Consider the following 12,198-nt stretch of genomic DNA (forward strand, 5'->3'; position numbering starts at 1 on the left):
GGAGGATTAGCGTGAGCAAGTTTGTGATGGCCCGCCGGGCCAGCCCCGTGATGGCAGGCGCCCTGGCGGCACTGATACTGGTGGCCTGCGGGCAGGGGCAGGTGCAGAAGGCAGAGCCGCGCGGCTTTGCGGCGGTGGATACCGCGCGTATTTCAACCGAGAGCGCGGGCCATGAGTGGCTGACCTATGGCGGCACTTATGACGAGCAGCGCCATTCCAAGCTGACCGCCATCAACACGGAAAATGTCGGCGAGCTGGGCGTTGCCTGGACGTATGACCTAGCGACCAATCGCGGCGTTGAATCCACCCCCATCGTGGTCGACGGGGTTATGTATGTCACTTCCGCCTGGTCGGTGGTCTATGCGCTGGACGCCAAGACCGGCGAGGAGAAGTGGGTATATGATCCGCAGGCGGATCGCGCCGTGGGCGTGAAGGCCTGCTGCGATGTCGTCAACCGGGGCGTGGCGGTCTATGACGGCAAGGTGTATGTTGGTGTGATCGACGGGCGGCTTGAAGCGCTCAACGCTGAAACCGGGCAGGTCATCTGGAGCAAGGTGACCGTGGACCAGGAAAAGCCCTACACGATCACCGGCGCGCCGCGTGTGGTGAACGGCAAGGTGCTTATCGGCAATGGCGGGGCAGAACTCGGTGTGCGCGGCTATCTCTCCGCCTACGACACAAGTTCGGGTGATCTGGTGTGGCGGTTCTATACCGTTCCCAATCCAAACAAGCAGCCGGACGGCGCGGCGTCGGATGATGCGTTCGTAAAGGTCGGCAACGTGACGTGGGGCGATGAAGGCGCCTGGACGACAGATGGCGGCGGCGGCACAGTCTGGGATTCGATCGTTTATGATGAGGTGAACAACCAGATCATCTTCGGCGTCGGCAATGGCTCGCCCTGGAACCGCACGTTCCGCGATCCTTCGGCCGGGGATAACCTTTTCCTCTCTTCCATCGTGGCGGTGGACTTGGAGACCGGCGCCTACAAATGGCACTTCCAGACGACGCCGGGGGATAACTGGGACTATACCGCAACGCAGACGATCATCCTGGCGGACCTGCCGCTCGGCGAGGGCGGCGCTTCACGCCGTGTTGCGCTGCAGGCGCCCAAGAACGGCTTCTTCTATGTGATCGATGCGGCAACCGGCGAGTATATTTCGGGCGACGCCTACGTGCCGACGAACTGGGCGACAGGCCTTGATGAAAACGGCCGGCCGATCGAAGTGCCCGAGGCGCGCTACACCAAGCAGCCCTTCGAGCAGACGCCGGGACCGCTGGGCGGCCATAACTGGCACCCGATGGCGTTCAACCCGGATGTGGGCCTAGCGTATATTCCGGCCCAGGAAATTCCGCAGGCATATGCGGAAGATCCGCGTTTCCTCTCTCGCCCTGTCGGCTGGAATACCGGGATCGATTTCTCGGCCGGGGTTCCCCCGATTGCGCCACCGGAAGTGGTGAAGTTCCTGCGCGCGAGCCTGAAGGGACGCCTGATTGCGTGGGACCCGATTGCCCGGGCGCCGCGCTGGAGTGTGGAGCATGAAAACGCCTGGAATGGCGGCGTCCTGTCGACGGCTGGCGGGATTGTCTTCCAGGGCAAGCTAAACGGCGAGTTTGTCGCCTATGACGCCGCCACCGGCAACAAGCTGTGGAGTCATGACCTTAAATCCGGCGGGGCATCCGGTCCGGGGACGTACATGATCGACGGCGAGCAGTATGTCACGATCACCACCGGCTGGGGTTCTGCCTTCGCGCTGGCGGCGGGTTTTGCCTATGACGAGAAGGTTGAGTCCACGGTCGGCAAGGTCGTGACCTTCAAGCTTGGCGCGACCGGTGAGATTGCCGATTCAGGACTGCCGCCGATTGACGCGACACCTAAGGCCGAAGCGTTCGGCTCGATGGCGCTGATCGCGGAAGGCACGGTGCACTATGCGCGCAACTGCGCAGTGTGCCACGGCCCGCTGGGCGTATCTTCCGGCGTGCTGCCGGACCTGCGCTGGTCGGCGATCACCGCCAATCCCGACGCCTGGAAGGGCGTGGTGCTGGAGGGCAACCTCGCTGCAAATGGCATGGTCTCGTTTGCCGACTATATCACGCCGGACGAGTCCGAGGCGATCCGCGCCTATGTGCTGACACAGGCACATGCGGCCGCCGCCCCCGCAGAGCAACCCACCCCCTGACGCGCAGTAGGAGGGCGGGGCCGGAGAGTGCTCCGGCTGCGGAGCAAGAGCCCCGGAAGGGGCCGGCGCTAATAGCTTAACCGCGCAACTGGCCGTTCGACCGGCTGGTTGCGCTGGTCTCCTCGATTGGCTTGTTGGCAGCGAAGGGCGCGTCGAGCCGGGGTCGATCTGGTTGAAGGCGGTTGAGGCAAACCGTCTCCTGCAGGCCGCGCCGGAATGAGCAGGGCGGGCACCTTATCCGTAACCTTACAGAATTGGTCATGGCGCGCGCGGCTCAGCGGGATTAGAGTGGCAGGATGCATATCGTCTTTGCCGCTCTTGCGATCCTTACTGCAGTTGCCGTGTGGGCCTGGCGCCTTCGGATGGCGCGGCGTGGCCTGGATGAACTGAGCGAGGTGGCCAAGACGGTTGCCAATGCGCCCCGGCGGCTTGCCTTCAAATGGCGCGCCGGAAAGGGCGGGGTGGAGCTGATTGAGGATCCGCGCGAGGCGGCCGCTATCATGATGATGATGATGGCGCTGGCGCGCGGTGGGCCGCTCAGCCCTCATCAGGCCGACACGATTGAGGAAGAGATCAAGACCCATTTCGGTTTTTCAGATCCCGAAGCCGAAGATCTCGCCGCGCATGCGGCCTGGGTGGCGGGCAGCCAGCTGCCGGGCGAGGAGCAGATGCGCCGGCTCAGCCGACTGGTCGTGAATGCGCCCCAGCTGAGCGCCAAGGAAGTGGTCGATCTCGACACGATGCTGGAGGCGGTCTCGGAAGCCGAGGGGTTGCCGACCCGGGCGCAGTTGGCGCTGCTGCAGATCTACCGGGATATGGCGGGCCTGAAGACTTGAGACGCAGAGCGCCCTGAGGTTGCAGGGATTGCCTGTTGCATTGCCGCATTCGGGCATTAACCCTCATTGGCATGCAGAACGTGTTGCCAAAAGAGTATCTCGCCAAAGCCCGGTCCGAGGCTTGGGTAAACTTTTCCGTGCTGCGGCATGGCCGGTTTGACGGATTCCTTGTCACCTCGAAGAATTCCGGCACGCACTGGATGATGTACATGCTGTCGGTGGCGCTCGCCGATACATACGGCATCGCGCGGCCGAAGTACTACTCTGAGAATGCGCTGCGCCCGTATATCGGCTTTCCGACAGACAAGCCGGTGCATCCGCAGCTGCCGCGCCTTGCGCGGAGCCACACGATCCCGCACCGGCTGGCCGACTGGGGCTGGGCGCGTTCGCTGGCGGGCTTGCCCAACTATGCACTCGGCATTCGCCATCCGATGTCGATCCTCGCCTCCCATCACGCCAAATGGGAATACGATATCCAGGTCAGCTGGACCGAATACCTGAAGGGCGATCCAGGCGGCAGCCGGTTCCGCTGCGACCTCTACTGGCTGGCGCGTTTCTGGAACCGCTGGGGCGATATCGAGGCGACTTATCCGGATAGCATCCTGCGGGTGCAGTATGAGGAAACCCAGCGCGATCCGCGCGCGACGCTTGAAAAGATTGCTGCCCATTGGGGCATCACGCTTAAGCCCGAAGCGATCGAGGCGGCGCTGTTTGCCGGCACCAAGGAAGAGATGGCCAAGAAGACTGACCCCAACGGGGAACCGAATGTGGTCCAGAACCGAAAACAGTCACTCGAGGCGCTGTTTTCAGATGAGGCTATGGACATCTATGCCGATCATGTCCGCGCCTTGTTCCGGCATGATCTTGGCTATGACCTTCTCAGGCCTCCGGCTTGAAATAGCCGCTTGAGCGGCCTTCCGGGCCATAGCTTATCCACCAGGGCTCAGCCTTGGCCTCTTTTTCCAATGTCCTGAAAAGCGGGTCTTCCAGGACCGCAGCGGCGTATTCTGCTGCGGCGCCTTCTAGCGGCAGGCCATAGGTGCGGAAGCGGGTGACGACGGGCGTGTAGAACGCGTCGGCGCCTGACCAGGCACCTAAGAGGAAGGGGCCGGGTTCGGCAGTGTTCCGCCCATGGGTCTCGCGCAGCTGTGACCACATCTGCTGGATGCGGGCGATGTCGGCTTCCAGCGCGGAGGTCATGGGTGGGGCGGGCGCTCTGCCGCGAACATCCATCGAGCACGCCTGACGCAGGGCGGCGAAACCGGCATGCATTTCGGAGGAAACCGCGCGCGCGATAGCGCGGCGGGCGGCGTCTTTCGGCCAGATCAGGCCAGGGGCGGCCAATTCCGCGACAAATTCGGTGATGGCGAGGCTTTCCCAGATTTCCGTCCCGTCCCAAATCAGCAGGGGCACCTTGGCGGTGGGGCTGATCTGCCTGAGGCGAGTGGTCGTCTCGGGAAAGTCGAGCGGGATGATTTCCTCCTCGATCCCCAGACCCGCCTTGCGGACCGCCAGAAGCGGGCGGATCGACCAGCTGGAATAGTTGAGATTGCCGGAAATGAACTTTCTCATGCAGGCTTTCCTTCGCCGATGGCCCAGCGGGTTTCGTTGATCCGGACATCCCCGAATACGCCCGCTTTCGTGTAGGGGTCCTCAGCATGGAGATCGCGGGCCGCTTCAATGCTTTCGGCGGCAATCAGGAAGACCGAGCCGATCATCTTTCCCTCTTCACTGAGCAGGGGGCCGGCCATGCGGCAGGCCTCCCCGATGCTGGCAGCCCATTCCAGATGGGCCGGCCGGGTGGCAGCGCGGCGCTCGGCCCCATCGGTCTCATTGTCGAGGCAGTGCAGGCAGAATAGCGGCATGGCGGGCATTTCCCTGTTGATCAGACGCCGCTATGGCACAGTCCTGCGGGGAGTGTCATCGACCTTTTGGGAAAGCCCGTGCCACCGGCCGAATGTCCGCTAGGCGACACAAATTGGTGATTGAACGCTGTATTGATCGTTCAGCAATTTGCTGTACACTGGCGCGATGACCCAGATGGACGACACCCGCAAAATGATCCTCCACGCAGCCGTGGAGCGCATCCTTCATTACGGCTACTCAAAGACAACGATGGCGGAGATTGCCAAGGACTGCAACATGTCCGCCGGCAACATCTACCGCTTCTTTGCGTCGAAGCTGGATATTGCCGAGGCGATGGCCCGGAAGTTCAATGAAGAGGCCTACGAGACCTTTTCGGTGATTGCGGCGCGCAAGGTTTCTGCAGGAGACCGACTACGCGAGATATTCCATTACGAACTCGCCCGCACCTATTCGGCAATCGACGAGGACGCAAAGATCCTTGAAGTGGCCGAGGTGCTCTCCGACGAGCGCCCGCTCTACATGAATGACAAGCTGGCGACCGAGCGCATCTATCTGGTGCAGATCCTCAATGACGGCGTGGCATCCGGCGAGTTCCGCAAGATAGCGAACCCTGAAGAGGTCGCCGAGATGTGGCAGTCGGCGCTGATGAAGTTCCGCTTCCCGCAGCTGTTTTCAAAGCTCACCCTGCCGAAGCTACAGCGGGAGCTGGACGGCGTCATGGACCTGCTGCTGGCCGGTTTGTCTCCCGGCGCAACCACCCCGGCGCCCTGGGACGGCGTGACGGCGGCGACTGATACGCACTGCCCGGTAACGGGCGAATTGCTGCCGGTGAAGAAGCTAAACGCTGATCATTGAACGAAATCGAATTTATTCATTGATTATCCCTCAATGGAATGCTATAGGAGGTTCATGGGCGGCGGTGGTCGCTGCCCTCTACCATCGAAAGCACCCTCCCATGTCTTCTTCGTCCCAGGAAAACCGTCAGGCCCTAATGTCCTTCCTTGCGGCCATTCCCGCGACCGCCCTTGTCATGTGGGCGACGCTGCAGCTGGCATATTTCGTCGGTTGAGACTGCCTCGGATCGAGGCTTCGCCGCGGGCATTTCCCCTGCCGCGCAGGCACGAGCCAGGCGTCGGGGTTTCCTCCCACCCGCCGCCTCGCGAAACGGGCGCCTCCCAGACAGGCGCCCGTATTTTTTTGATCTGAAGTCAAGGAAGTCAGGCCTTGGCGCCGCGCCGCCCGGCGCCGAACACCGGGTCGGCCTTGGCAGAGGCTTCATCCAGCGGCCAGCGCGGCCGCGCCCCGGAGACGAGCCCGTCTGCGTCGCCAAGACCGGCAGCGAGATGCTCGGCCCCGGCGAGGGCAATCATTGCGGCATTGTCCGTGCAGTGGCGCAGGGGCGGGGCGATCAGGCGCGCGTCCTGAGCTTGTGCGGCAGTTTCCAGCGCGGCGCGGATCGCCTTGTTCGAGGCCACCCCGCCTGCCACGACGAGGCGTTTGTCGCCTGTGCCCGCGTCAAAACTCTCCAGCGCGCGGCCGGTCTTCTCCGCCAGCACATCGCAGATGGCGGCCTGGAAGCTGGCGCAGATATCGGCCTTTTCCACGTCCGTGCCGGCGTTTGCCGCCGCGCGAGCCACGGCTGTCTTGAGGCCGGCAAAGCTCATGTCGAGGCCGGGACGGCTGAGCAGAGGACGGGGAAAGTCATGGGCCTGCGGGTTGCCGCTGCGCGCCATCGCTTCCACCGCCGGGCCGCCGGGAAAGCCGAGACTGAGGAGCTTGGCCACCTTGTCGAAGGCTTCGCCGACGGCGTCGTCAATGGTGGAGCCGAGACGGCGGTAGTCGCCGAGACCGCGCACATCGAGGAACTGGCAATGCCCGCCTGAGACGAGCAGCAGGAGGTAAGGGAAGGGACAGTCTTGGCTGAGACGCGGTGAGAGGGCGTGGCCTTCCAGATGGTTGACAGGGATGAAGGGTTTGCCGGCGGCCTGGGCGATGGCCTTGCCGGTCATCAGGCCGACGAGCACGCCGCCGATCAGGCCGGGACCGGCCGTGGCGGCGACGCCGTCAAGATCGGCGTAGGAAAGGCCCGAGGCATTCATGGCGGCAGCAACGGTGAGGTCGGCGAGCTCAGCATGGGCGCGCGCGGCAATTTCCGGCACGACACCGAGATAGGGCGCATGTTCGGCGAGCTGCGTGCGGATGACATCGGAGAGGAGCGTCGCGCAGCCATCCTCATAACGCAGCACGGCGGCGGCGGTCTCGTCGCAGCTCGTCTCGATGCCGAGGATTGTCAGGGGCTTGCTCATCGCCCGCATATAGCGGGGCAGCGCCCCGGATAGAAGCGGCTAAGTCAGGGCGCCTCGGGCTTGGGCGGGCTGGTGAACTCCGCGTCGATCCAGAATTTCACCTCATCGCTGACGCCCATCTTCGAGCCTTCCGGCGGCAGGCCAGAGTTCATGCCGAAGGCCGAGCGGCTGAGGCGGCCCGAAGCGTGGAGGCCCGCGCGCGCATGGCGGGATCTTTTCGCGGTCAGGCCTGGTTTTGTGCACGCTTCGGCACGCTGTGGCCAGCCGGACGGATCGTTGAAATTTCACCGAACCCGCAAACGCTCTGTGAGGCTCTTGCTGGCAGGCTTTTCGGACTCGGCGGGGGAGGCGTATCCGATGGCGCGCAAAAGCTCGGTTCTGGAATTCCGGCGGCAAAGGCGGCGGTTTGTTGCGCCCGGTCCGGTGCGCGGTAACAAGCTGAGGTTCTCCCGAAAGGGGGGCGCTCGGGCGCGCGTGATCGGGCCAGCGGGTGGACTGGCGATCTGCACAGCGATCTGCCTGCTGCTGTTTGCGTGTGTCATGTTCTGGGATGCCCGGACGGCACCTGGAAAGTCAGACTTGCATGCTGCCGCTCCCGTTCAGATCGCTCCGGGCCAGGGCGCGCGAGATCGTCAGCACACCTCAAACAGCGCAAGTTTGCCCGTCGCTTTTGTACGGGAAACGGACCTGCGAGCGCCGGTGAGTATCCGGTGGGTGGACGGCGACAGTGGTTGGATAAACGGCCGCGCGTTCCGGCTGTATGGGGTCGATGCTCCGGAAGGATCGCCTTCGCGTGCAGACTGTCAGGCGGAGCGGGCACGGTCTGCGCAGGCAAAGGATGCTGCCCGGGCTTTGACCAATGCCGGGACCGTAGAAGTCCGGGGCTCCATGGGGACGGACAAGTATGGCCGGGACCTTCTGCTGCTGACGGTCGATGGCAAGGATGTTGCTGGATCCCTCGTTGGGCGCGGACACCTACAGTACTGGGCCTACGAGGCCGGGCAGGACAAGCCGGACTGGTGCGGCTGAAAAAATCCGCCTGAGGATTGTAAGAAACCGCGCTGCTGCCAGACTGTCCTGTCATGAAGACGGTGCCCGATCAGGATCAGCGTTACATTGAAGCGGCGCAGGCGCATGGCGCGGCGCTGCAGAGGCTCGCGCGCGCGATGGAGGCCAATCCGGAGCGGCGGCGGGACCTGTTGCAGGAAATGCATGTGGCGCTTTGGCAGAGCCTCGCGAAGTTTGACGGTCGGTGCAGCCTCAAGACCTGGGTTTACCGGGTGGGGCACAATGTGGCCTCGACCCATGTGGGCCGAGAGATCCGGCGCAATCGCGGGCTGGTGGGCGAGGAGGCCATTGCGCCCGTCGCCTCGCCGGACAATCCGGCCTCGGACTATGAGCGGGAGGACGCGCTGGAACGCCTCAACGCCTGGATCCGGGCGCTGAAGCCTGCCGACCGGCAGGTGATGACGCTCTATCTGGAAGAGCTTGATGCGCTCTCGATCGCGGAAATTACCGGCTTCACGCCGGGCGCGGTGATGACGCGCATCTCGCGCCTCAAGGCGCGGCTGGCACAAGATTTCAGGGAGAAAGCCGATGTCTGATCGTTCCCCGGACCAAGACCCGATCCGCACGCTGTGGCGGGAGCAGGCAGCCGATGGCTATGTCATGCCGGTTGAAGAGGTGCGGCGCAAGGCAGGCGCGTTCCAGTCCCGTATCCGTACACGAAACATCACTGAGTATGCTGCTTCGATTTTCGTGCTGATCGCGTTTGGCGGAATTGCGCTCACCGTGCCCGACTGGGGCGTGCGGGCCGGGGCGGCGCTCATCATGCTCGCAACGCTCTATGTGGTCTGGAAACTGCACACGATGGCGCGCGCCGCGGGGGCGGGCCAGATCGACGCCGCGCTCAGCCTGACGGACTTTCACAAGGGCGAGCTGCTGCGCCAGCGCGCCGCGCTTTCGACAGTGTGGCGCTGGTATCTGATGCCGTTCGTGCCGGGAATGGTCGTCTTCCTCTCCGCGGTGAGCTTTTCGCCTGACAATCCTGCGCCGCTCGCGCTCAAGATGGCCGTGTTCCTCTTCAGCCTCGGCATTGTGGGCGCCCTCTTTGCCGGGATCGTCTGGCTCAACAGGCGCGCCGTGAAGGCGCTGGACGCGGAGATTGCGGTATTTGAAGAATGAGCCGCTTGCCGTTTCCCGGTTCCGGGAAGCGGCAAGCGAGAGATCAATCCCCATCCATCCGAAGCGCTGCCACGAAGGCTTCCTGCGGGATTTCCACCTTGCCGAACTGGCGCATGCGTTTCTTGCCAGCAGCCTGTTTGTCGAGGAGTTTGCGTTTACGGGTGGCGTCGCCGCCATAGCATTTGGCGGTGACGTCTTTCCTCATGGCACTGATGGTTTCGCGCGCCACGACCCGCCCGCCAATGGCCGCCTGGATCGGGATCTTGAACATCTGGCGCGGGATCAGTTCCTTGAGGCGTTCGCACATCTGGCGGCCGCGGCTTTCCGCGCGGTCGCGGTGGACGAGCATGGCGAGCGCGTCGACGGGCTCTTCATTGACGAGGATCTGCAGCTTGACGAGGTTTTCGGCGCGGTGGCCGATGAGGGTGTAGTCAAAGCTTGCATAGCCGCGCGAGATGGATTTCAGGCGGTCGTAAAAGTCGAACACCACCTCGTTGAGGGGCAGTTCGTATTTTACACACGCCCGTCCGCCGACATACGATAGCTCGGTCTGGATACCGCGGCGGTCCTGGCAGAGTTTCAGGATCGAGCCGAGATATTCGTCCGGGGTGTAGATGGTCGCGGCAATCCAGGGCTCGCGGATTTCCGAGATACGGACAACATCGGGCATGTCTGCCGGGTTGTGCAGTTCGATCTCGGTGCCGTCGGTCATCGACATTTCATAGACAACGCTCGGGGCGGTCGCGATGAGGTCGAGGTCAAACTCGCGGGAGAGGCGTTCCTGGATGATTTCGAGGTGAAGCAGGCCAAGGAAGCCGCAGCGGAAGCCCATGCCGAGCGCGGCTGAGGTTTCCATCTCCCAGGTGAACGACGCATCATTGAGGCGCAGCTTGCCCATCGCGGCGCGCAGGTCGTCAAAATCGCCCGCATCCATCGGGAAGAGGCCGCAGAAGACGACCGGCTGGACATCCTTATAGCCGGGCAGGGCCTTTTCGGTGGGGCGTTTGTCTTCGGTGATCGTGTCACCGATCGAGCAATCGCCGACTTCCTTGATCGAGGCGACGAAATAGCCGACCTCGCCGGGGCCGAGCGCGTCGGTTTCTGTGAGCTTGGGATTGAAGGTGCCGACCTTGTCGATCTCGTAGACCCCGCCGGTGCGCATCATCCGGATGACCTGCTTCTTCTTCAGCACGCCCTCATGCACGCGCACGATGACGACGACGCCGAGATAGGGGTCGTAATACGCGTCCACCAGCGCCGCCTTGAGGGGCGAAGCCTGATCGCCGCCTTTGGGCGGGGGCAGGCGGGTGACGATGGCTTCCAGCACATCGGGAATGCCAAGTCCGGTCTTGGCCGAAATCTGCACCGCGTCGGAGGCGTCGAGACCGATGATCTCCTCGATCTGCTCCTTCACCCGGTCGACATCGGCCGCCGGCAGGTCGATCTTGTTGAGAACGGGGACGATCTCATGGTTCTGGTCGATGGCCTGATAGACGTTGGCGAGCGTCTGGGCCTCCACGCCCTGGGAGGCGTCCACCACCAGCAGCGAGCCTTCACAGGCGGCCAGGCACCGGGAGACTTCATAGGCGAAGTCAACGTGTCCGGGGGTGTCCATGAGGTTGAGCGTATAGGTCTCGCCGTCGGCCGCCGTGTAGGCGAGGCGTACGGTCTGGGCCTTGATGGTGATGCCCCGTTCTTTCTCGATATCCATCGAGTCGAGCACCTGTTCACTCATTTCACGGTCGGTGAGACCCCCGCAGGCCTGGATCAGGCGGTCTGCTAGGGTCGATTTCCCATGGTCGATATGGGCAATGATCGAAAAATTACGGATTTTATCGCGCGGTGTCATCGGGCGCATATAGCGGGCACTGCCGCGCTGGGAAAGTGGGGGATGGCGTGCGGTATGTGGGTCTTCGCCTTGCGAGTGCCATAAACGCTCATTAGCCTGTTGTTTCCCCTTTGGAGGATGACCCTATGGCGGACAATGCAGATCGGGGCGCCTCGTCCATTCACGTTATCGGGAGTGGCAAGGCTGTGGACCGCGCCGCCGCCAAGGATGCCAAGGTCGAGCGCCTGAACGCCCTGCATGAGGGCAACATGAAGGCGATCGAGACCCGGTATGGCGGGCGCGTGGCTGACGCCAAGGAGCATTACGACACGATCAATGGTAAATGGGATGCCATCCAGGCCGAGGTTGACCGCCAGCCTCGATATGCGCGCGCAATCTTCTACTGGCCCTTCATGCTGGGCCTAATGCTATTCGAGATTCCGGTTAATCGGCTCAGTTTCGAGCTGTTCTTCCGGGAAAGCCCGACCGTTTCGCTGGGCGTTGCCTTCCTTGTGGGGGTTATCCTCGTGACGCTCGCCCACAGGCTCGGCCTCGTGCTCTGCCGGTTTGGCTATCATGTGAAGAAAGCTGGCTGGGCCGGGCAGTTGCTGCAGGTGGTCCTGATCACAGCGATCATTCTGGCGCTGATCTATGGCGTCTCGGTGCTGCGCCAGGGCTTTCTCGACTTCGAGACACAGCCGCAGGCGAGCTTCTCCGATATGCTGGGGGGCACCGGCGCGGCGCAGATGGCCGGGGAAATGTTCAAGGCGGGCCTCGGCATTTCCGGCTGGATCTTCTTCGCCATCAATCTCGGGATCATCGCGGTCGGCCTTACGGCAGCGTATTTCTCACACGATCCGCATCCGGATTTCCAGGAGGCCGACATTGCGCTGAAGAAGGCGGAGAAGAAGCTCGCCCTGGTCAAGGGCCAGCGAGCGGACGCTGAGTCCATCGAGCAACGCCGCCACGCCAACCAGATCAACAGGGCCAGCGCCTGAACC

Annotated in this window: 12 protein-coding genes; 8 read left to right on the forward strand and 4 right to left on the reverse strand. The window is 63.1% G+C overall.

The annotated features are described in order from the left end of the window. Positions 1 to 50 precede the first annotated feature (50 nt). The 3 genes from KG722_RS04230 to KG722_RS04240 all read left to right on the forward strand — a co-directional run bounded on the left by KG722_RS04230 (position 51) and on the right by KG722_RS04240 (position 3,909). Positions 51 to 2,177, forward strand: a complete 2,127-nt coding sequence (locus KG722_RS04230; RefSeq protein WP_213271557.1) for a PQQ-dependent dehydrogenase, methanol/ethanol family — start codon at positions 51 to 53, stop codon at positions 2,175 to 2,177. 296 nt (positions 2,178 to 2,473) lie between these two features. Beyond that, a complete protein-coding gene (locus KG722_RS04235) occupies positions 2,474 to 3,013 on the forward strand; it encodes a hypothetical protein (RefSeq protein ID WP_213269806.1) in 540 nt (179 codons plus the stop codon). 71 nt (positions 3,014 to 3,084) lie between these two features. After that, on the forward strand, positions 3,085 to 3,909 hold the full coding sequence (locus KG722_RS04240; protein WP_213269808.1) for a sulfotransferase family protein: 825 nt from the start codon (positions 3,085 to 3,087) through the stop codon (positions 3,907 to 3,909). On the opposite strand, the gene KG722_RS04245 is transcribed toward KG722_RS04240, so the two are convergent. Then, positions 3,893 to 4,585 (reverse strand): glutathione S-transferase, encoded by a 693-nt coding sequence (locus KG722_RS04245; RefSeq protein ID WP_213269810.1) that lies wholly within the window; start codon positions 4,583 to 4,585, stop codon positions 3,893 to 3,895. The two genes, KG722_RS04240 and KG722_RS04245, sit on opposite strands and share 17 nt — an antisense overlap. Next, positions 4,582 to 4,878 carry a YciI family protein gene (locus KG722_RS04250; protein ID WP_213269812.1) on the reverse strand — a complete coding sequence of 99 codons (297 nt, stop codon included), beginning with the start codon at positions 4,876 to 4,878 and terminating at the stop codon, positions 4,582 to 4,584. Before KG722_RS04250 ends, KG722_RS04245 begins: the two co-directional genes overlap by 4 nt. A gap of 166 nt (positions 4,879 to 5,044) precedes the next feature. On the opposite strand from KG722_RS04250, the gene KG722_RS04255 reads away from it, so the two are divergent. Further along, positions 5,045 to 5,734 (forward strand): TetR/AcrR family transcriptional regulator, encoded by a 690-nt coding sequence (locus KG722_RS04255; protein WP_300998226.1) that lies wholly within the window; start codon positions 5,045 to 5,047, stop codon positions 5,732 to 5,734. 362 nt (positions 5,735 to 6,096) lie between these two features. Here KG722_RS04255 and tsaD read toward each other — a convergent pair whose 3' ends face one another. Next, a complete protein-coding gene (gene tsaD / locus KG722_RS04260) occupies positions 6,097 to 7,185 on the reverse strand; it encodes a tRNA (adenosine(37)-N6)-threonylcarbamoyltransferase complex transferase subunit TsaD (protein ID WP_300998228.1) in 1,089 nt (362 codons plus the stop codon). Between the two features lie 699 nt (positions 7,186 to 7,884). Between tsaD and KG722_RS04265 the strand changes: the two genes are divergently transcribed. From KG722_RS04265 to KG722_RS04275, 3 genes are read left to right on the forward strand one after another with little or no spacing between them, the layout of a single operon-like run. After that, complete coding sequence (locus KG722_RS04265; RefSeq protein ID WP_213269821.1) at positions 7,885 to 8,214, forward strand: thermonuclease family protein; 330 nt, start codon at positions 7,885 to 7,887, stop codon at positions 8,212 to 8,214. A gap of 53 nt (positions 8,215 to 8,267) precedes the next feature. After that, entirely contained in the window at positions 8,268 to 8,789 is a 522-nt protein-coding gene (locus KG722_RS04270; protein ID WP_213269824.1) for a sigma-70 family RNA polymerase sigma factor, read from the forward strand. Next, positions 8,782 to 9,369, forward strand: coding sequence for a hypothetical protein (locus KG722_RS04275; protein ID WP_213269827.1), 588 nt, complete (start codon positions 8,782 to 8,784; stop codon positions 9,367 to 9,369). The genes KG722_RS04270 and KG722_RS04275 overlap by 8 nt, the downstream gene beginning before the upstream one ends. 43 nt (positions 9,370 to 9,412) lie before the next feature. Here the strand turns inward: KG722_RS04275 and lepA are convergent, their stop codons facing one another. Further along, positions 9,413 to 11,218: a translation elongation factor 4 gene (gene lepA, locus KG722_RS04280; protein WP_213271558.1), complete on the reverse strand. Its 1,806-nt coding sequence runs from the start codon at positions 11,216 to 11,218 to the stop codon at positions 9,413 to 9,415. A gap of 125 nt (positions 11,219 to 11,343) precedes the next feature. Between lepA and KG722_RS04285 the strand changes: the two genes are divergently transcribed. Further along, on the forward strand, positions 11,344 to 12,195 hold the full coding sequence (locus tag KG722_RS04285) for a hypothetical protein (RefSeq protein WP_213269828.1): 852 nt from the start codon (positions 11,344 to 11,346) through the stop codon (positions 12,193 to 12,195). Positions 12,196 to 12,198: the final 3 nt, after the last annotated feature.

The sequence above is a fragment of the Hyphomonas sp. genome (genome assembly GCF_018402285.1).
Classification (GTDB): domain Bacteria; phylum Pseudomonadota; class Alphaproteobacteria; order Caulobacterales; family Hyphomonadaceae; genus Hyphomonas.